The 20,747-nt window shown below is 52.3% G+C and carries 13 protein-coding genes; 8 read left to right on the forward strand and 5 right to left on the reverse strand.

The window, feature by feature from the left end; all coding sequences use genetic code 11:
* Nucleotides 1-29: 29 nt before the first annotated feature.
* Nucleotides 30-884 (reverse strand): AraC family transcriptional regulator, encoded by an 855-nt coding sequence (locus tag PBOR_RS08965; protein ID WP_042211376.1) that lies wholly within the window; start codon nucleotides 882-884, stop codon nucleotides 30-32.
* A 454-nt stretch (nucleotides 885-1,338) separates the two neighbouring features.
* Between PBOR_RS08965 and PBOR_RS08970 the strand changes: the two genes are divergently transcribed.
* From PBOR_RS08970 to PBOR_RS08985, 4 genes are all read left to right on the forward strand, one after another.
* Nucleotides 1,339-2,967 (forward strand): type 2 periplasmic-binding domain-containing protein, encoded by a 1,629-nt coding sequence (locus PBOR_RS08970; RefSeq protein WP_042211377.1) that lies wholly within the window; start codon nucleotides 1,339-1,341, stop codon nucleotides 2,965-2,967.
* Between the two features lie 111 nt (nucleotides 2,968-3,078).
* Nucleotides 3,079-4,035, forward strand: a complete 957-nt coding sequence (locus PBOR_RS08975; protein WP_042134843.1) for an ABC transporter permease — start codon at nucleotides 3,079-3,081, stop codon at nucleotides 4,033-4,035.
* A gap of 27 nt (nucleotides 4,036-4,062) precedes the next feature.
* Nucleotides 4,063-4,968, forward strand: a complete 906-nt coding sequence (locus PBOR_RS08980) for a carbohydrate ABC transporter permease (RefSeq protein ID WP_042211378.1) — start codon at nucleotides 4,063-4,065, stop codon at nucleotides 4,966-4,968.
* 15 nt (nucleotides 4,969-4,983) lie between these two features.
* Entirely contained in the window at nucleotides 4,984-6,864 is a 1,881-nt protein-coding gene (locus PBOR_RS08985) for a beta-L-arabinofuranosidase domain-containing protein (protein ID WP_042211379.1), read from the forward strand.
* A 197-nt stretch (nucleotides 6,865-7,061) separates the two neighbouring features.
* On the opposite strand, the gene PBOR_RS38330 is transcribed toward PBOR_RS08985, so the two are convergent.
* The 3 genes from PBOR_RS38330 to PBOR_RS08995 form a co-directional block, all read right to left on the reverse strand.
* Nucleotides 7,062-7,196, reverse strand: coding sequence for a hypothetical protein (locus tag PBOR_RS38330; RefSeq protein WP_281192299.1), 135 nt, complete (start codon nucleotides 7,194-7,196; stop codon nucleotides 7,062-7,064).
* 204 nt (nucleotides 7,197-7,400) lie between these two features.
* Complete coding sequence (locus tag PBOR_RS08990) at nucleotides 7,401-10,007, reverse strand: beta-L-arabinofuranosidase domain-containing protein (protein ID WP_342671107.1); 2,607 nt, start codon at nucleotides 10,005-10,007, stop codon at nucleotides 7,401-7,403.
* A gap of 548 nt (nucleotides 10,008-10,555) precedes the next feature.
* The gene (locus tag PBOR_RS08995; protein WP_042211380.1) at nucleotides 10,556-11,083 is read right to left on the reverse strand and encodes a hypothetical protein; all 528 of its coding nucleotides are present in this window, start codon (nucleotides 11,081-11,083) and stop codon (nucleotides 10,556-10,558) included.
* A 265-nt stretch (nucleotides 11,084-11,348) separates the two neighbouring features.
* Here PBOR_RS08995 and PBOR_RS09000 point away from each other — a divergent pair, with 265 nt between their 5' ends.
* Nucleotides 11,349-14,138, forward strand: coding sequence for a YhgE/Pip domain-containing protein (locus PBOR_RS09000; protein ID WP_042211381.1), 2,790 nt, complete (start codon nucleotides 11,349-11,351; stop codon nucleotides 14,136-14,138).
* A gap of 150 nt (nucleotides 14,139-14,288) precedes the next feature.
* Complete coding sequence (locus PBOR_RS09005; RefSeq protein WP_042211382.1) at nucleotides 14,289-15,680, forward strand: helix-turn-helix domain-containing protein; 1,392 nt, start codon at nucleotides 14,289-14,291, stop codon at nucleotides 15,678-15,680.
* A 211-nt stretch (nucleotides 15,681-15,891) separates the two neighbouring features.
* Here PBOR_RS09005 and PBOR_RS09010 read toward each other — a convergent pair whose 3' ends face one another.
* Nucleotides 15,892-16,866, reverse strand: a complete 975-nt coding sequence (locus PBOR_RS09010) for an aldo/keto reductase family protein (protein ID WP_042211383.1) — start codon at nucleotides 16,864-16,866, stop codon at nucleotides 15,892-15,894.
* Nucleotides 16,867-17,167: 301 nt separating this feature from the next.
* Between PBOR_RS09010 and PBOR_RS09015 the strand changes: the two genes are divergently transcribed.
* A complete protein-coding gene (locus PBOR_RS09015) occupies nucleotides 17,168-18,781 on the forward strand; it encodes a GAF domain-containing hybrid sensor histidine kinase/response regulator (RefSeq protein WP_042211384.1) in 1,614 nt (537 codons plus the stop codon).
* Nucleotides 18,782-18,838: 57 nt separating this feature from the next.
* Entirely contained in the window at nucleotides 18,839-19,507 is a 669-nt protein-coding gene (locus tag PBOR_RS09020) for an SGNH/GDSL hydrolase family protein (RefSeq protein WP_042211386.1), read from the forward strand.
* Nucleotides 19,508-20,747 lie beyond the last annotated feature (1,240 nt).

Consider the following 20,747-nt stretch of genomic DNA (forward strand, 5'->3'; position numbering starts at 1 on the left):
GAGGAATCAGTATGATGAGCTTTCTTCATTCATTCGTAGAAGAGCAGCCGTTTGGCATAAGCGTTACGGAAGTCGGTGGGGGTGAGGCCGACGATTTTTTTGAACGATTTCATGAAATTATGGCAATCCTTATAGCCGAGCTGCAGCGAGACTTCACTGACATTCTGGTTGGTATCGGCCAGCAGGAATTTCGCCAGCTCCATCTTCTGCTGCAGAATATATTGCTTCAGGGAGATCCCGGAGATAACGGTGAACAGATGGGAGAGATATTTCTCATTGTAGCCGAAGTAGGCGGCGATTTGCGATACCTTGATGTGTTCACTGCGGCTCCACTTGATGTAGTCCACAATATCGTTATACAGCTGCTCCTGCTTTGTTTTCTTGAGCGGATCAGCATCGGTATCACAGGTCTGGTTGTAGAGCTCGCACAGAATCACAGTAGTCATGTAGTTGTTGAGTGTAGTCTGATTGTAACCCCGCACCGAATCCTGCAGCTGCTTCATCATTACGATAATTTTCTCCAGGCTCCGGAGGGTTCCGTACTGGGGCAATAGAATCCGGTTATCTTCCTTGTCATAGGTGCGGGAGGAGAGATCGGTAACCTGAATCCCGCTTGTGGAATGAAAGTGCAGCCAGTAGAAACTGCATTCAGAGGACTTGTACCCGTATTGCTTGGTGAGCGGGGGGAGGAGCAGATACTCTCCTTTGGAGACCGTGAATTGCTTGTTGTCACCGGCCAGATAGAGCACCCCTTCGGTCATAACGATAAGCTCATAATCCTGCAAAATCCTGCTCAGATGGATCCATTCTGCAGAGGGGGCGACAAACTTGCCGGTAATCTCCAGATTCACTGGTTTATCCACAATCAGCTCGAAGGCAGTCATTTGCATGTCCCCTTTTTTCTGACTTTAATACACTTCTTCTATCCTTTATTATTCCTTAATCACGGTATGAAGTAAAGCGCTTCCTAAATTAAATGTTTAGGTAAAGACTAACCTTTTTACACATATTCGAACATTAAACTATTTATCCGAATTTGAAATAAGGGTAAGCTGTAGATAAGCCAAACAGACAAACTAAACCTATAATCAGGCAAAGGAGATGAGGCTAAAAAGCTTGTGAAATATGGCATTTGCGCTACAAATGGCGAGGGGATATTTTTTTAGATTATTATGTAAGCGTATACATTTTTGTGCGGGCAAAAAACCGGAAACAAATTGGATCAGAAATGTGTGAGGAAGAATCCGGAAATACAGAAGCGGTTTCGGTTAATTTTAGCAAATGTTGAAATATATCTTGCTTTACCATAGAGGCGGAAAGAAAAAGGGAGGATACAAAATGAAGAAGTTTCTAACGGGTATGCTCGCGCTTGTGCTCGGTGCGGCGGCGTTATCGGGATGCTCCGGCGGCAACAATACAAATACAAATACAGATGCTGCCGGTGGCGGAGATACGGGCAAGAAGGTGAAGCTTACAGCAATTATGACCAAACATCCGCTGACCCAGGAATTCTCCAAAATGCAATGGCTGCAGGAGGCTGAGGAACGCGCCGGCGTTGAAATTGAGTGGCAGGAGGTCACGGCGGACTGGGATCAGAAAAAAGGTACACTGCTCGCCAGCGGCGATATTCCTGACCTGATTGTGGGTGTGAATTCCATTACGGATGCTGACTTCTCGCAGTTCCCGGGCCTCTTCGAGGATATGAGCGGACTGATCAAGGATTACGGCCCTAACGTGCAGGCGATGTTCGATGCCAAACCGGAGACCAAAGTGATTGCCACACAGCTGGACGGCAAAATCTATGGCCTGCCTAAATACCAGAGATTCTGGCCGGAAACAACGACACGCCAGTTCATCAACCAGAAGTGGCTGGACAATCTCGGCCTGCAGATGCCGACGAACTGGGATGAGCTGTTCGATGTGCTGAAAGCATTCAAGGATGAAGATGCCAACGGAAATGGCGATAAGAATGACGAAATTCCGATGGATTTTGCGCCTACAGGAACTGTGGCGTTCGGAGCCTTTATGCCGACCGTGCTGATGGGAAGCGAAGGGATTACACTGACGGATAACAGCGGACTGGGTTATTTCGTCGAAGACGGCAAGGTGAAGAACTTCTTCACGGATGAGCGCTACAAAACGCTGGTCGCGTTCCTGAACAAATGCTTCAGTGCCGGACTGATCAATCCTGAAGTGTTCACCCAGGATTATACCAAATACCAGTCCGTTGCCCGCGGCAACGGTGACACAGCAGCCGTCGGCTTCACCTGGGGCTGGGAGGTAACAGACAGAGTCGGCAACGCGCTGGCTCCGCAGTATACCTCGATGTCCCCGCTCAAGGTCTCTGCTGATTCCACCAGCAAGATCTCCTGGAGCTATGATTACAACTCCCTGAACTATGGGGTCAATGCGATACAAATGTCCGCCAAATCCAAGCATAAAGAAGCGGCCATGAAGTTCATCAATGAATTATATGATCCTACCGTAAGTATGCAGGTGCTGTTCGGCTCCCTCGGCACGAATATCGGTGACAACGGAGACGGCAGCTACAGTATTCTTCCTCCTGCGGATCCCGCGATGGACCCTGGGACCTGGAAGTGGACCTCCTCCTGGGCGGATAACGGCGCCATGTATATTGCCGATTCCCTTAAGCTGACGCTGGGTACGGATATGCAGTCTGTCGGCAGCCAGACCGAGCCGCTCAAAGCGGCGCTGGACGGAATCAACAAGGATACGGATGTGCTGCCGAGCATGTTCATCAAGTATAGTGCGGCGGATAACAACACCATGAGCTTGAATAACACCGGCATGATGTCTCTCGCCCTGTCGAAATGGTCGCAATGGATTACCAAGGGCGGCATTGATTCCGAGTGGGACGACTATGTGAAGAATATCGGGAAGACCGGGGTAGACAAGAATATTGAGATCATCCAGAAGTATTATGACGATTACAAAAAGAATCAATAAGCGCAGATAAGCACCGTAAGTGCTATAAGAGAAACCGGGACCGGAAGAAGCGTCAGCGGGGTACAGGGCTGAGACCGCTTGTTCCGGCTCCTTGATGGAAGGGTGGTTCTGATGATATCCAAGAATCTGTATGAGCATCCGGCTCAGCCAAGGGCGCATAAGAAGCCCACCGTACTGAATACCTTCAAGCGGGATCATCAGCTGTGGATTATGATTTTTCCGGCTATTGTCGTGATCTTTATCTTCAACTATATCCCGATGTACGGCATCCAGCTGGCGTTCCGTGATTATGATTTCAGCAAAGGACTGACCGGGGGCGCGTGGAGAGGGCTGTTCTATTTCCGGCAGTTTTTTGACAGCTATATGTTTGCCGATCTGATGAAAAACACGGTAGCGATCAGTCTCGCCACAGTGATTCTAAGCTTCCCTGCACCGATTATTCTGGCGCTGCTGATTAACCAGGTGCGCTGGAAGCGCGCCAAAAAAACGCTCCAGACGACCGTGTATCTGCCGCATTTTATCTCCATCGTCGTTATGGTGGGTCTGCTGAACGTACTGCTCTCCCCGAATTCGGGGGTAATCGGACATATTCTCAGCTCGGTCGGACTGGGTGATGTCAACCTGCTGGGCTCGACGGGGACGTTCGTTCCGGTCTATGTGCTCTCGGAGATCTGGCAGCATTGCGGGTGGAACAGCATCATCTATCTGGCCGCACTGTCTACTGTGGACCCGCAGCTCTATGACTCCTCCAAAATCGACGGGGCCAGCCGCTGGCAGACGATCAAGCATGTCGATATCCCGGCGCTGATTCCGACCATTATCATTCTGTTCGTGCTCAGTATGGGGAATGTGCTCAGCACAGGCTTCGAGAAGGTATTCCTGATGCAGAATGCCCTGAACCTTCCGGTCTCCGAGGTCATCGCGACCTATGTCTACAAAATCGGGATTATCAGCAACCAGTTCAGCTATTCCGCCGCCATCGGGCTGTTTAATACCGTGATCAACTTTGTGTTCCTGTACGCGATGAATATGATTGCCCGCAAGTCCTCGGATATCAGCCTGTGGTAGCAGAGCTTACGGAAGGAGTGGAGTAGCATGCAGCTAATCACTAACAGTAAAGGTAAAAATAAAACCGACATCCTCTTCGATGCCGTGGTCTATCTGGTGTGCCTGCTCATCTTTTTGAGCATTGTATACCCGCTGTATTTCGTTATTATCGCCTCTGTCAGTGATTCCACGCTGGTGTCGACGGGCCAGGTAACGATTTTTCCCAAGAATATCAGCTTCTTCGGCTATAGTGAAATCTTCAAGGATTCGCGGATCTGGACAGGGTATAGCAACACGCTGCTCTATACGGTGCTCGGGACGGCCGTGAACCTACTGTTCACCTTGCCTGCGGCGTATGTGCTGTCCAGACAGGAGTTCCGGGCCCGGCGGTTTCTGATGCTGACCTTTGTAATCACACTGTTCTTCAACGGCGGACTGATTCCAACCTACCTGCTGATGAAGGATATGCACATGACGAATACGATGTGGGTGTTTATTTTCCCGTTCTGCGTGAATGTCTATAATCTGATTATCGCCCGCTCGTTCTTCGAGAATTCGATCCCCAAAGAGCTGTTTGAGGCGGCTTCGATGGACGGGTGTACGCATTTCAAATTCTTCCTGAAGGTCGCCCTGCCGCTCTCCAAAGCGGTGGTGTCTGTAATCGGGCTGTATTATCTCGTTGCCCACTGGAATGACTTCTTCACCGGACTGATCTATATCCGCAGCAATAACCTGCAGCCGCTGCAGATTGTGCTGAGAGATATTCTGCTGTCCAACCAGGTATTCTCGCAAGGTGCGGGAGCGGGCGGTTCAGCCGGAGGTTATGCCCAGCAGTATGCGGATCAGGTGAAGTATGGAGTCATCATCGTGTCTACCCTGCCGATTCTGATTGTGTACCCGTTCATCCAGAAGTACTTCGATAAAGGGGTCATGATCGGCTCAGTCAAAGGTTAATGAGGAGGATGAGTGATGAACACAGGTACTAAGAATAATGCGACAGTAAACCCAGGTATGCTGTACCGGCCGGGTACGGTGAAAATAGCCCCTGCCATGCAGGCCTTCGGCTACAGCCATGTTGCGCTTAAGCCCGGCCACTGGAAACAGCAGCAGGATGAGACCATCGAGATGTATCTCGGTATCCCGGATGAGGATCTGCTGCATATTTTCCGGGTCAAAGCGGGTGTGCCCTCGGAGGCTGACGGTTTAGCCGGCTGGTACGGGGCGGGGGCAAGCACCTTCGGCCAGAAGCTGGGGGCGTATGCGAAGCTGTACCGGGTGACCGGAGATTTCAGACTGCATGAGAAAGCGGTGCTGCTCGCAGGGGAGTGGATCGCCTGCGCCGAGCAGTCCGCTGAATTATTCGACAATGATACTTATGTCTATGAGAAGCTGCTTGGCGGCTTCCTCGACCTGTATGAGTATCTGGGCTATGAGCGGATTCTCCCTTATGTGCTGAAGCTGACGGAGGCGGCAATGGCCCGCTTCAAGCAGGATATTGCCCGCGACGGGCTGCAGGACCATGGGCTGTGGTCCAACCATATGATCGAATGGTACACGCTGCCGGAGAATCTGTACCGTGCGTATCAGCTGACCGGGGAGGAGAAGTTCAAGGACTTCGCCAAGGGATGGGACTACGATTACTTGTGGGATAAGCTGAACAGCAGGGATTTCGCAATCGGCCCGCGTCACGCCTACAGCCAGGTGAACAGTCTATCCAGCGCAGCGCGCGCCTATGAAGTGACCGGGGATGAGCGTTATCTGTCGGCGATGAAGATTGCTTACGATGAGCTTACGACCCATCATATCTTTGCCACCGGCGGCTATGGGCCTGCGGAATGCCTGTTCACCGAGAAGGAAGGTTATCTGGGGGATTCACTGAAATCAACCTGGGATTCTACGTTGTCCAGCCTGACCTATACCAATTTCTCCGGGACGGAAGTCACCCGCAATGACACCTGGGGCAGCTGCGAGGTCTCCTGCTGTGCCTGGGCGGTGTTCAAATTCTGCAACTACCTGCTGCAGTATACCGGGGAAGCCAAGTACGGCGAATGGGTGGAGAAGCTGCTGTATAACGGAACGGGCGCGCAGCTCCCGGTGAAGCCGGACGGAAGAGTGATGTATTATGCCAACTACTTTCTGGACGGTGCAGTCAAGACGGTGGAGGACCGGAGACTGCAGGAGGGCGGGCATAATTTCGAATGGCAATGCTGCACAGGCACCTTCCCGCAGGATGTCGCGGAGTATAGCAATATGCTCTATTATCACAGCGGGGATAGTCTGTATGTATCGCAGTATCTGCCCTCCAAGGTGGATTGGGTCAAAGACGGAGTGAAGATTAGGCTGGAGAACTACTCGCCATATCCGGAAGCCGAGGGTCCGGTTAAGCTGCGGATCAGCCTGGAGGGCAGTGCGGAATTCGGGCTGAAGCTGCGCGTTCCGGCGTGGGCTACAGGATTGAACAGCTTGAAGATCAACGGGGAAGAGGTGGAGACGGCGGTTGTGCCCGGTGAGTGGGCTTCAGTCCGCAGGGAGTGGAGCGATGGGGACATCGTGGAGATCGATTTCCCGTTTCCGCTCTATTTCAGAGCCGTAGATGCTGCGAATCCCGGCATTGCCGCTTTGAATTACGGCCCGCTGGTGCTGGCAGCTGACAAAATGACCCGGTTCATTGGTGACACCGCCGAGCCCGCCGAATGGATTCATCCGGTAGAAGGGCAGCAGCCGTATACCTTCGAGACGGACAAAGGCCATGTGGCAGGATACAGCCACCTGACCCGCAGCTTCAAGCCTTATTACAAAATCGGAGAAATGCAGTGGTATTATATGTATAACGAAATCCAGCCGCGTTAGCGGCTGGATTCTTTGTTTGTTTGTGGTTATGAACCGTAATACGAGCGTTGTTAAGTAAGTTGAACATAAGCCTTAACATAAGCCTTAACATAAGACCAGAACATAAAACTTAAATATAAAACTAACCTTCATTTTGTGAATATTTGAACCGCAAATTCTTCATTCATCCGCTTTTTGTGGCGGGGATCCGCTGGCTTTTATAAAATCCTGTACAAATCCTGCACATAATACAACATTTCCCTCGTCTTATCGGCCGAAATCCACAATTGTTGTATCAAATGCAGGATTTCAGCTTTTTCCAGCGGTTTAGCAGGATTATTCTTGTATTTCATACAACAATCCTCCCGGATACCCGGCTATCCATCAATCCATGTTGCAAAACGTGCAACATTTATGTCTACAGTGCCTCCGAAGAGGTCTCCTTTCTTCTGCAGGTCACGAATTAAGTGCAGGGCATTGACGTATTCCGCCAGCCCCGCTGTGACTGACCGGGAACCTGCAGGGGTGTTGTCTAAAGTGCAGCTTATATAGCGTGTTTATTCCTTCTTCACGATTGTAATCATATATTCTCGCTCCGTGATATGATCCTCGGCCTTAACCGTGAGGTTCAGCGTCGTGCGTTGCCCAGTCAGCTTAACCTGACGCGGGAGCGAGTCCTCGATCAGAATCCCGTCCGCATAGACCAGGGAATTCTTATGCTCCGGTGTGACCTTCAACTGTACGCTGCCGGCCGCTTGCGGAACGGATAGGGTATAAGCAGTTACGCCGCTGCTGAAGGGAGCCGAGAGCGTGCCTCCGCTAAAAGAAAGCTGGCTCAGCCCAGCGTTAGTGTCGTAGCCGGTCATCATGCGCAGCAGATTGAATATGCCATTTTCCTGCCCCGGAATGACGAATCTGACTTCCACTTCGGTCTTGCCGCCGATGGCTTCAGCAGGTATCAGATAACTCCGGTCATAGAAGCTGCGCGCCTGATCGGTGTGCAGAATTTCGCTGCTGATCCGCTCACCGTCCACATAAATAGCTATCTCCTTGCCGTTGCTGCCGGAGAAATAGGTAACCGAGAGGTAGTTGTCACTCTGCGGTGCCACCTTCAGCCGGTAGCTGAACCAGCCGCCGTTCTCTGCCTTGCGTATATTGTATCCGTCCCATGTAGCCACGGTGGTATTCTCACCCTGAATTCCATGCTCCAGCTCATACTGGTCGTTGCCGACAGGCAGGCTGTCCAGCGTTGCTTCCTGTATACGCTGCCGGATTTTGCCCTGGAGAATATGCTGCTGCAGCTCTGCCGAATCGGCCTCCACCAGCCGCCAATAGATGCCGTAACGCTCGCTGTGCTGCTTATAGTGCGGGGTGAATACCAGGCGGTTGTCTTCATCCGTTCCCTGAAGCGCAAAGGCCAGCTCATCCTGCTCCAGCCGGACAACACGGTCCGCAAGCTGCTCCAGCCACATCTCCGGACTTTCATTCACCGTGGTGATGAAATCCTTCACCAGCATATTGCGGGTCGGAACACTGACGGCAACACCTGTCGCGGACACAGCCAGATCACTCCGGCCCAGTGCGGCGCTGAGCACTGCCGGCCCGTATTTGAAGGCTGCAACCTGGCGGGCATCCGGGAGATTGAAGTAAGCAAGCTTCATCGGCAGCCGGAGCTGCAGGGTATCGCCGTCTTCCCATATTCTGCCGACTACAGCATATGTTCCGCTCTCATTGAATACAGCATGGACCGGTTCCCCGTTCAATAGGAGCTCCGGTTCACCAGCCAGCCAGTCCGGCAGACGAAGCTTGAGCGCAAGGGAATGAACCTGAGGCTGCAAGACGGATACGGTAAACGTAACAGTATCACTGTAAGGCAAATTAGCCGATTGTGTCAGCTTCAGCCCATGCTCAGTGGCTTGAAGGGTAGAACTGAAATACTGATTGACCACAATGCTTGCAGCATCATGGAAATACAGGCTGTCATTCAGCTTGGTGAAGCTCTCCATGCCGGTTCCGGTGCAGCACCAGAAATGCTCAAAGGGGGAGCTGTACACTTTGAAGTAACCTGTTGCCATAGGCTGAAAATACATCGTCATTCCGGTATGCGGATGCTGTGAGGACACAATCGCATTCAGGTATGTATTCTCGTAGAAGTTGGCGTATTTGACATCTCCGGTGATTTTGAACAATTCTCGTGTCAGCTTGAGCATGTTATAGGTGTTGCAGGTTTCCGCTGTGAAATTGGAGCGCTCCCGGTCCAGCATATCCGGATCGCCGAAATGCTCCCACTCGCTGTTCCCGCCGGTAATGTAGCTGTGATGATGCACAACCATATCCCAGAACTGCTTGGCAGCCTCCAGATAAAAGACTTCACTGTCTCCAAGTGTCCGGTAACGGTTCAGCGCTCCTATGAACTTGGGAATGGTCGTATTGGCATGTTTACCTTTGAGAATGTCCCGGTCCTCGCTCACAGGTGTGAATAAAGTCAGCTCGTCAAAGCTATGAGCGGCGCTTAAGTGGTTCGCGTTACCGCTGATTGTGTACAGCTCATACAGGCAGTCATTCATTCCGCCATATTCAACAGAGAGTACACGCTGCCGGATTTCATCTGACCAGGAGGCTGTACGGCTGTACACCCAATCCCCCAGCTTGTTCACTACGGTATAGGCTGTTTCATTTCCAGTGGCAGAATAGGCCGCGGTAAGTCCGGCGATAATCTTGTGCATCGTGTACCAGGGCACCCAGGCAGGCTGCTTATTCTCGACGTTATCGAACAATTGCTCATCGAAGGCCGACAGGTAACCGCTCTCATGCTGGCATAACGCCAGTTCACCAAGCAGGTATTTCAGTCTGAGCACAAGCGCGTCATTCAGGGTAGCGGCATAAGCCTGGGACAACGCAGAGAGATAATGGCCCAGCGTATGCCCGCGGATTTCTGTATTCTCCCAGCCGGGATACTTCTCGCTCCGCTTCGGAAGTCCCCGGTTCTCACGGAAGCCGGCCAGCAGACGGTCAGGATCGAAGCTGGTGAGATAATCTATTTCTTTGGCAAAGGCGTTGACGATATACGGATCGGAGATGGAAACCTGGTCCAAGCGGAACTCCTGGTACATGGGTTTGCCGGGAGTTTGGGCCGCAGGCTGCGGCCGGGGTGTAATTGTCACTTTTTTATCCCCATTCCTATGGAATCTATAGTGTTAATGCAGGGTTAGTATCCTATGAATAAGCTTATATTTAAAGGACTTGACGGTAAATAGTGATAGGTTCGAATATGTGTGAAAAGGTTAGAATAGAAACATCGATAACTCCATGCGGATATCAGTGACGTTATTTCCTCGAAACTACCCGTTTTCAGCCTGAAGCGGACACCAGTTCCTTTATTTTCAAAAACCGCGCCCGGTTACCCTATTCTCAGGGGCAATAACGGCTCTCCAGTCCGCATGGAGGTAAAAACAACGGAATTCAGCCGAATAGAGGCTTCTCAGTCCGTTACGCTTCACGTTCATATCTTTCTGATAGAATCGTGAATCCATAGGGCGAAAGATTTGGGGCTCAAACCTTACTTCCGGCAGTTCAGCCGCCCGGCAGAAGAGAAATAGCCGCAGACAGGGAATCCCGCTATAGGCGCAAAAAAGCCACCGCGGCTGCTTGCTGCAGCACACTGTGGCTTGTGGGAGGTAAAAGATGAGGTTATCAGGACAATACAATTTACTTAAGGTGTATACTGCTGCACGATCGAGACGATCTGGCCATTCTCAATAGTAAGGTGGTAAGGGGACTGGCTTAAATCGAAAACATTCGTTTTGGCAAATTCATGAATGAACTGCTGCAGGGTGAGGGCTTCGTTCCAGTTAATGTCCAGTTCCTCAATATTACCGGTGTGGTCGTAGATCTGCATAGTTACTTTGGCATCAGGGGCTACCGGGTAGGCAGTCAGCGAATCGCTGTCATTCACGATATAGTAACCGTCGGGTACACCGCCGATTTCGGCTGCGGCTTCCGGCTCACGTTCGGCAAAGACAGCATCCGCCGCTGCGCCTTCGTACCATGTAATTTCATCCCCGGTAAGGGTGGTTTGACCCTTCAGGGTTTCGAGTGCGTGTATGTAAACCGTCAAGTGCTGGATATGATCGCTGCTCTGGGCTTCCGCGGTCTTCATGGTCGTGCTTGCCGTAGTCACGAGGGATAGGAACAACAGGACCAATACAGGAAACAGATAGACATTTTTGTTCTTTAACATTGTGGAATTTCCCCCTTGGTATAATATGACACGGTATAAGTCTATATACCTAATTACCCTGCGGTATAGTTCTCAAACGTGCTTATACCCTAATAACGTTGATTTTCAAGAAATGTTGCAAATATATTTTCAGAATCTCCTGCCGCAGCACCCCAATTATTGGATTGCTTACCTCTATCCTCATCCCGTTGCCAATCATCGTCGTAAAAAGCCTTAATCCGGGGCATATTAAGTTATCCAACTATCGGCTGAGGGGTGACTGGAATTGACGGAGATCTGGCAAATATACAAGAGGGATTGGCTGAGGCTGTTCAGAATACCTGTGGCCATGCTGCTGATTGCAGCACTTGTTGTGCTGCCTTCTGTCTATGACTGGGTGAATGTGGCGGCCGTATGGGACCCGTATAGCAACACCTCCGGCATCAAAATCGCCGTCGCCAGTCTGGATGAAGGTGCGGCAGTGCAGGGAACAAGCTTTAATATCGGTGCGGAGGTGCTGGAAAGCCTGCGGAGCAATAAGACACTCGGCTGGCGGTTTACAGATGCGGAGTCTGCAGTGGACGGGGTGCGGCGCGGGGATTATTATGCCAGCATCGTAATTCCCGCAGACTTCTCAGAGCGGATGACCGGAATTCTTGAAGGGAAGCTGGAGAAGCCTGAGATTGAATATACCGTTAATGAAAAAATCAATGCGATTGCCCCGAAAATCACCGCCAAGGGTGCTTCCACAATCACCACGCAGATCACCGAGCACTTCACGGAAACGATCAGCAGTACGGTCCTGACCGCCCTGCGCGGTATTGATGAGGAATTCCAGTCCGAGCTGCCGGCGATCCGCAGGGTGGAGGCCGGACTGTTCAAGCTGGAGGCGGAGCTGCCGGAGATTGAGCAAGCCGGCAGGCTGGTGCTGAAGCTGCAGGAGAACTGGCCGGAGATCTCCTCGTCTGCAGAACGGATCGCCGGATTAACTTCCAGGCTTCCGGAGGTGGAGCAGGCGGGGAAAGCCGTGGAGCAGATCGACGAATACTGGCCGCAGATTACAGCCGCTGCCGGACATCTGGAGGAGCTTCAGCAGAAGCTGCCCCAGATTGAACGTGCTGCCCTGCTGGTGTCCGAGCTGGACTCGAACTTCAGCAAGGTGGACGGTGTGCTTGACCGGGCCTCCGCCCGATTGGAGGAAGCCGCAGCCACAGTGGAGACTGCGGCCAAGGTGCTGCCGCAGCAGGACAGGATCGCTGCTGCCGGCAGCAGCTTCGGGCTCGCGCTGCAGCAGTTCCTCGCCGGGAACGGCACAGCCTTCGCGGCTGTCCCCGGGGTCCTGCAGCAGAACCTGTATCTGCTGCAGCAGGCCGGGGACGCGGCCGTGCAGTTGACCGCGCAGCTGCGGCAATCGGCTGCGCGGTCAAGCGAAGAGCTGCGGCAACCGGCTGCGCAGCCAAGCGAAGGGCTGCACCAGAGCACGGTGCAGCGTGCACCCAAACAGCTGCACCCGCTGGCGGTGCAGCAGCAGCTCGCGCAGCAGAGCGCTGCGCGGCAACTGCAGCTTGCCTCGGCCCGGCTGGCCGCGGCAAGCGAAGGGCTCGCCCACACAGCGCAGCTGCTGGGCGCCGTGAACACCCTTGCGCCCGGCACCGCAGGCGCAAGCGATCTCCGCGCCGTCGAAGCGGCGCGGAAGCCCTATGCCGCCGCAGCTGCGCAGGCGGCGGCCATGGCAGAGGCTGCGCTGGCAGGCGCGCAGCCCACGGATGCTGAGCTGGTGCAGCTCAGCACGGCGGCAGGGCAGGCGAGCGCTGCCCTGGACGGGGTCATCCCGCGCTACAACGCGGAGATTCTCCCCGCGGCGGAGCAGGTGCTGCAGCAGCTGTCTGCGGATGCAGGGAATGCTGCGGCGGCGCTGCAGCATATTCCGCAGCGGCTGGCCGCACTGGACACGATACTGGAGGAAGCGGGGACCGCTATCCAGTATGGTCAATCCGGCCTGGCTGCCCTGCGGCAGGATCTGCCGGCAATCCGCGGAGAGGTGCATAACGCAGCAGGGGGAGTGACAGAGAAGATGGCGGCATTCAGCAATCTGGTCACTAACGTGCTTCCGCGGATTAAGGAGGGACTGCCCGGGGCCGGGGAGGAGATTCACGAAGCGGCCGAATTTGCCAGAACCGGTCTGCCTGCGGCGGAGGTGAAATTCCGCAAGGCTGCGGATTTCATTACCGCCGGATTGCCGCGGGCAGACAAGGGAGTGGAACATGCGGCAGAGCTGGTGCGCAGCGACTTGCCTGCGCTGATGGCAGCGGTCCGCAAGGCGGCAGCAACCCTCCGCGATATCAAGGAGGAGGTCGATCTGGAGGAGATTGCCCAGCTGCTGGGCGGGGATATCCAGAGCCAGAGTGATTTCCTGGCGAATCCGGTTGTGCTGAAGCAGCAGACTTTATATCCGATTCCCAACTATGGATCGGCGATGACGCCTTTTTATGTCGTGCTGTCACTATGGGTGGGCGGTACCCTGCTGATCTCGCTGCTGCGCACAGCTGTGGATACCGGCGGAATCCGCTACCACGGGTATCAGCTCTACTTCGGGCGTCTGCTGACCTTCCTTACGGTTGGGATTCTTCAGGCACTGGTAGCGGTGCTCGGCAATATCTTCCTGCTCGGCTGTTATGTCGCTGATCCGGTATGGTTTGTCCTGTTTGCCGTGCTGATCAGCGTGGTATTTGTGACAATTGTCTTCACGCTGGTCTCGGTGTTCGGCAGTATCGGCAAAGGGATTGCCATCGTATTCATGGTGCTGCAGTTCTCCAGCTCCGGCGGCACCTTTCCTATTAGTACCACAGGGCATTTCTTTCAGGTGCTGAATCCGTTTATGCCCTTTACCTATGCGATCAGCCTGCTGCGTGAAGCTGTAGGCGGCCTGCTGCCGGAGGTGGCGGTCCGTGATGCGCTGCTGCTGGCTTCGTTCGGCGTGCTTGCGCTGCTGCTGGGTCTTACGCTGCAGAAGCCGCTGCAGGGATTCATCCGCAAAGCGGCCGGGCAGGCCGAAGAGTCGAAACTGATTTCATAAATAAAATGGGGATATATAACATTTATTCCGTCTTTGTCAACCTATTTTGAACCGTTCAAACCGGATTGACCTGTCTATTTAAGGGACTTATTATATAGGAATATCTGGAGTAATATTCGAATATATGGTTTTTTGAGGGGCGGTATTGGTTTGCATCACAAGACTACAATTCAAGCGGAACTGGCCGCATTCTTAAGAAAAGAAGGAAAGACGATTAATCAATTCGCAGGGATATCCGGCGTTAACTCCGGAACACTCAGCAGTATTATTAACGGCAACCGTCCCATTGCCATGCAGCAGCTGGACCGGATTACAGCCGGGATGGGGCTTCCTGAAGGGGCGTTCTACGAACTCTATATAGATGAATGTGTCGTTCATTCCACACCTGACTGGCGGCGTCTGGGGCCCTTCCTCCACCGCTGCGCGGAGCTTGGCAAACTGGATTGTATCCGGCAGGTCGTCCTAATTATAATGGACAATATTACATATGCCCCGGTACTGTTTGATACCGCGGAACAATTCTACGGGCAAGGCAACTATCAGGCGGCAGCCCTGCTCTATGAAGGCGTAGCCGACAGTGAGAAATACCAGCATTCGGAGCGGCTGGCCTTATGCCAGTACCGTCTGTTCACGATCAGGGTCGGACAGGATAAAGAGGCGGACTTCAGGGCAGCTACGCGGTTTGAATATTTCGTGGAGCGTCTGGATGAGAGCGATCAATTAGGCGCTTTGCAGCAGCTGGCGGATGTCTATCTTTCATTGCATTACTGGGATAAGGCGTGGCTGCTGGCCGAGGAGCTACACCGTAAGACAGCGATACAATATGAAATTAAGCACTACAAAGTCAGAAAGCAGCAAGAGCTGAAGGAACCTCCGCGGCCGCTATGCTTCTATATTTTATACGCCTACTACCTGCAGTCGGTTGTATGCGACGGGCGCGGCGAATATGAGCGTGCTCTGCATTATGTAACTTTATATTCAGAAATGGACTGGATTGTGGAAGATACAGAGGAGGTCCGCGGAATCAAAGAGCAATTCAGCAGACTTGCAGTAGTCAACACCTATCTGTTCCGTTTAATGTGCGGTGAGTTGGAAGTGCTTCATAACTATGCGGAGTATATCGGTACGGGCGGGATAGGCCTGCTCCCCGGAATGCTGAAGGCCGTTCAGGCAGCCAACAGGTATCACTGGAATATGGATGAGCTTATCGGCCGGTTCCAGCCGCTGGTGGAGCAGGAGTGGTCTGCCCCGGGACATGGCAAGCTGGGAGCGGACCTCCCTGATAAATACCCCGAATTGCTCTATGAACTGGCTGGATATTACTTGCATGCCGGAGGGCAGGAGCAAGGAATGCGGTATTTATTCCAAAGTCTGGAGGCTTCGGCAGAACTGGGCAATGAGACCTGTGTCATCCGTTGTGTGAGATTGTTCGAGCAATACCGGCCGCTGGCTTCAGCCGCAGATCAAGAGGCGTATAAGCAACTGATCAATACCGTACAGACTGCCCATGCCGGCAGGCACGTTGCGCCAGCAGGACCGTAGTAACAGAATTAACATTCACTATTGGCTTGCAACTCTAGTAAAGCACCGTCCCCATTCCCGGACGGTGCTTTTAAGTGCAGGTATTTGCTGCAAACAGTGGTACAATCTATATAGCTGGAACTATGAATCTTCTTTGGACTCGGACCGGATGACTTGCTTGAATTACAGGTTGATAGCTGCAAGACTTTCACTTAAGCAATCCGGCTCATAGTTATCTCGCAGGTGCGAAATCAGCAACCTCACGCAGAATGCCTTCAATGGCTTCCAGTGTATCCGGCTGCAGCACAGCATTGACGGCTTCGGCATTCTCTTCGACCTGCTCCGGTCTGCTGGCCCCGATCAGCGCCGAGCTTACTCCCGGCTGCCGGAGGACCCAGGCCAGTGCCAGCTGGGATAGCTTAAGGCCTAGCTCTGCGGCCACTGTATCCAGCTTGGCGACCACATCCAGCACATCATCCCGGAGGTAGCTGCGGATGACACCATTCACCGAATCGTCTGAGCCGCGCGTTCCGGCCGGAGGCTGCTGTCCTTTCTTATATTTACCGGTCAGAATACCCTGGGCAAGCGGGGAGAAGACGACTTGTCCCAATCCTTCGCGTGCGGAAACCTCAAGCACTTCCTTCTCGATATAGCGCTCGAACATATTATAGATTGGCTGATTGGACGCAAGCGGACGCAGATTCAGCCTGCGGCTGATGCCGGCTGCATTCGAGATTTGGGCAGCGGTCCATTCGCTGACAGCCGGATAGAGGATTTTACCCTGTGCGGTCAGATCGTCGAGTGCGCGGAGCGTTTCTTCCACGGGGGTGTCATTGTCGAACCGGTGGCAGAAATACACATCGATATAGTCTGTACCCAGACGGCGGAGACTCGCCTCACACTGCTCCATAATATGTTTGCGGGAGAGTCCGCGGTCATTCACACCATCGCCCATCGGAAAAAACACCTTGGTGCTGAGCACATAATCCGAACGCGTATAGGAGCGGAGAGCGGCACCAATTGCTTTTTCACCTTCACCGCGGTTATAGGCGTTAGCTGTATCAAAGAAATTGATACCGCATTCAAAAGCCTTGGCAACACAGGCATCCGCAGCCTTCTGCTCCGCCGCCGTGCCGTAAGTGAGCCAGCTGCCAAGGCCGATTTCACTGACTTTTAATCCGGTATTGCCGAGTTTTCTGTATTTCATCTTCTTTCCATTCCTTCCATAGTTTTTTGTACGCTTTTTAGGTTATTTCTGTGTTTTTTTCTGTTATGATGAGGACCAGTCCAGTTGATCGTAACATATCCTCTTAATTAAGTGTAAGAATACAGATAGTTTCCTTTCTAATTTATCCAAATGGCTTATTATGCCGGCTCAGACAGGACTATCGGGCAGTACAATGTGAACGTGGAAAAATTAGGAATGACGGACAAAGTTAATACAGTGCGGAAATTACGCAATAGGAATAAATGGATAAATATCGATTTTGGAATGGGGTTATAGAAAGATGATGGACAAGATGAATACCCGGGGTCAGGTCATTTCCAATTTAGAGGATGCTGCAGACCGGATGATTGAACTGCTAAGCCAGATTTTTACGTCAAATACGATTATGATTACGATTCACGGTCTAGGCTTGGCTCCACTGCTGCGGACCTTCAACCGGCAAGAGTGTATTGTGCAGGAGGCAGACACTTTAGCGCTTCTTGATCCTATTCGCAGTCTGATTGTTCTTAATGACAATAAGCCGACACTGATCGCTGACACGCATGACCATCCCTGTGGCTCTTCTGCCCTTGAATTAATATACACACGGGGCATACACTCGTTCGTTGGCGTGCCTCTGATCACGGAGCAAGGTGAATCTGTGGGTACGATCTGTCTGATGGACCCCGCAGCCGGCCTGCATACGAAGGAAGACCTGGATATATTAAGCGCTATAGCCTATTTTTTCACCTATATTATGAATTTGGAGCGGAAATTTGAATTCCTAGAACGGCAAAGCCAATCCAAAATGGACCTGTTTGCCATGCTCAGCCATGAAATCCGTACCCCGATGAACGGCATTATCGGCATGACCGATCTGATGATGACGACTGAAATGGACGAGCAGCAGCAGTATTACATGGAGATCATTGAATCGAGCAATGCCAAGCTGCTGCAATTTCTGAATGATGTTCTGGATTTCAGCAAAATGGAAGCGGGCAAGCTGGTCATTGAAAAGGAACCGTTTGATATTATCACCGCACTGGAGGAGAGTGTCTATCTGTTCTCCACCAAGGCTTTTGAGAAAAATCTGGAAGTGATTCTGAATGTAGATTCGGAAATTCCCCTGTATGTTCTGGGTGATGCCCCCAAGGTGCGCCAGATTATCATGAATATAGTAAGCAATGCCCTAAAGTTCACCCACGCAGGGGAGATCCTCATCGAGTTGAAATCATTGCCTGTTCATCGTGAAGAAATAGGGGTAAGGATCACGGTGCAGGATTCTGGAATAGGGATAGCGGAAGACAAGCTGAAGCTGCTGTTCAACAAATATACGCAGGTTCACCAGAGCAGCGAGACTCATCATTATGGAGGAACCGGACTGGGGCTGGCAATCTGCAGACAGCTGGTGGAGCTGATGGGGGGAGAGATCTCCGTTGAAAGCAAGGAAGGGATAGGGACGAAGCTGGAGGTCACTCTGTATCTCGAGAAATATACAAGCCTGCCCTCGATCCCCTTCGAGAAAGATGTGCTTGACGGAATTAAGATCCTGGTTGTTGAGGATAACCTGACAAGTCTGCATGTTATCTCTTCGGTACTCGAGGACTGGAGTGTGGCAGTTACTTCCGCCGAGACGGCCAATCAGGCAATGGACTTTATGGCGGCTAACAACGATTATGATCTGATCCTTATGGACAAGGATATTGCGGGGACAGAAGCTACCGCGCTTGCCAAGCAAATGCGCCAGCTTGCTCCGGACAGGAAGCTGCCCGTAATTCTCCTTGCTCCCCTGGGGATGAATCTGGACGAGGAGACCAAAGCGCAGTTTGCCTCCATCATTATAAAGCCCATCCGCAAGGTGCATCTGCTCAATAACATATTGGCTTTGCTGAAGCACAGCAAGCCTGAATCCTAATTTAGCCTGCTCCTTTGATATAATTGAATTAAAATAAATGGTGAAAGGTGAGTATTCATGTCTATCTCAATTTCCGGAGCAAACAAGGTATTTCTGTTTCAAGGCGACTCCATTACCGATGGCAACCGCGACCGGGGTAATGATCTTAACCATATTCTCGGTCATGGTTATGCATACATAATTGGAAGCAGATTAGGCAATGAACTGGCGGAGCTGCGGCCGGTATTCTATAACCGCGGGGTGAGCGGAGACCGGGTCTCCGATCTGTATGCACGCTGGAACGAGGATGCCATCTATCTGCAGCCGGATGTACTCAGCATTCTGGCAGGGGCCAATGATATCTGGAGAACCATGATGGGCGACCCGGGCGGTATAACAGACCGTTTCGAACGCGCTTACCGTCATGTGCTGGAAGAGACACGTGAGGCGCTGCCGCATACCGGACTTGTGCTCTGTGAGCCGTTTCTCCTGAAGGTAGGGGCAACGGCAGAGAAATGGCCGGAATGGCTGAAGATCCTGACTCATTACCAGGAAGTGGTCCGCAGTCTGGCGGAGGAGTTCGAGGCTGTGCATGTACCGCTTCAGGCTGTGTTTGAAGCGGCTGCGCTGAGAACAGATGCCGTGTATTGGATATGGGACGGCGTGCATCCAACAGCAGCCGGGCATGATCTGATCGCCGGGGAGTGGCTGAGAATTGTGGGGCAGAGCGGGATTCTGCAAGGGTAAGCTGCCCCCGTCCCGGCTCTTCTGAGACAAATTCGGATTACAGTAACACTGCAACAACAGAAATAAGATTAACAACAGTAAAAGTAAAAGCAAATACAAAGCATTTGCAGCAAAGTATATAAATACCGCAGCACTAGAGCCTGTTTGAAGCCGGGATGTTTCCGGAATTCAAACAGGCTTTTTGGCCAGGTTCCTGTAGGGAATCATGAGTTTCGTCTGTTGCGGATAAGTTTCATTGGGATGTGGGGCGGATCTGTCAGACAAAAGCCGAAAGCGGGCAGCAGGCGTGAATGAAGGGCATTAGTGCCCCTGAATCCGCCGAAAGCGGGCAGCAGGCGTGAATGAAGGGCATTAGTGCCCCTGAATCTGCCGAAAGCGGGCGATAGGCGTGAATGAGGGGCATTAGTGCCCCTGAATCTGCCGAAAGCGGGCGGTAGGAGTGAATGAGGGGCATTAGTGCCCCTGAATCCGCCGAAAGCGGGCAGCAGTCGGGAATGAGGAGCATTAGTGCCCCTGAATCCGCCGAAAGCGGGCAGCAGGCGTGAATGAAGGGCATTAGTGCCCCTGAATCTGCCGAAAGCGGGCGATAGGCGTGAATGAAGGGCATTAGTGCCCCTGAATCTGCCGAAAGCGGGCGATAGGCGTGAATGAGGGGCATTAGTGCCCCTGAATCTGCCGAAATTGGGCGGTAGGAGTGAATGAGGGGCATTAGTGCCCCTGAATCCGCCGAAAGCGGACGATAGGCGGGAAAGAGGGGCAAAAGTGCGCTTGATTTCAGCGGGGCTGCCCGGAAGTAGTCTGCCTGGAGTGGGGTGAGGTGGCCTTATAATCTATATAAGCTGCACAGGCCGCATCCGCTGCAGCGTGATTAGCCATCCGGGTGTTTTTATCTTTGCCGGGCAGAGGCTGGCGCAATAATGTGCATCTTGCTGGCTGTTTGCAGGTTACTGGCTCATGATTACAGGTTACTGGCTGCTGGTTACTGATTACTGGCTGCTGTCTGCAGGTTACTGGCTCATGGTTACTGGTTGCTGATTACTGGCTGCTGTTTGCAGGTTACTGGCTCATGGCTGCTGGATACTGATTACTGATTACTGATTACTGATTATTGATTATTGATTACTGATTACTGATTACTGATTACTGATTACTGATTATTGATTACTGGTTGTTGCTTGCTGTCTGCTAGGTGCACGGTACAGGTTACTGGAGCAGGTGAGCGTACCGTCAGCAGAGTGAA

The organism is Paenibacillus borealis, from assembly GCF_000758665.1.
Lineage (GTDB): Bacteria > Bacillota > Bacilli > Paenibacillales > Paenibacillaceae > Paenibacillus_AQ > Paenibacillus_AQ borealis.

Excerpts from the sequence above, each read along its gene's own strand:
- PBOR_RS38330 (WP_281192299.1), bottom strand. The coding sequence starts at position 7,196 with ATGAAATACAAGAATAATCCTGCTAAACCGCTGGAAAAAGCTGAAATC.
- PBOR_RS09015 (WP_042211384.1), top strand. The coding sequence starts at position 17,168 with ATGATGGACAAGATGAATACCCGGGGTCAGGTCATTTCCAATTTAGAG.
- PBOR_RS08985 (WP_042211379.1), top strand. The coding sequence starts at position 4,984 with ATGAACACAGGTACTAAGAATAATGCGACAGTAAACCCAGGTATGCTG.
- PBOR_RS08980 (WP_042211378.1), top strand. The coding sequence starts at position 4,063 with ATGCAGCTAATCACTAACAGTAAAGGTAAAAATAAAACCGACATCCTC.
- PBOR_RS08970 (WP_042211377.1), top strand. The coding sequence starts at position 1,339 with ATGAAGAAGTTTCTAACGGGTATGCTCGCGCTTGTGCTCGGTGCGGCG.
- PBOR_RS08995 (WP_042211380.1), bottom strand. The coding sequence starts at position 11,083 with ATGTTAAAGAACAAAAATGTCTATCTGTTTCCTGTATTGGTCCTGTTG.
- PBOR_RS08975 (WP_042134843.1), top strand. The coding sequence starts at position 3,079 with ATGATATCCAAGAATCTGTATGAGCATCCGGCTCAGCCAAGGGCGCAT.
- PBOR_RS08965 (WP_042211376.1), bottom strand. The coding sequence starts at position 884 with ATGACTGCCTTCGAGCTGATTGTGGATAAACCAGTGAATCTGGAGATT.
- PBOR_RS09020 (WP_042211386.1), top strand. The coding sequence starts at position 18,839 with ATGTCTATCTCAATTTCCGGAGCAAACAAGGTATTTCTGTTTCAAGGC.
- PBOR_RS09010 (WP_042211383.1), bottom strand. The coding sequence starts at position 16,866 with ATGAAATACAGAAAACTCGGCAATACCGGATTAAAAGTCAGTGAAATC.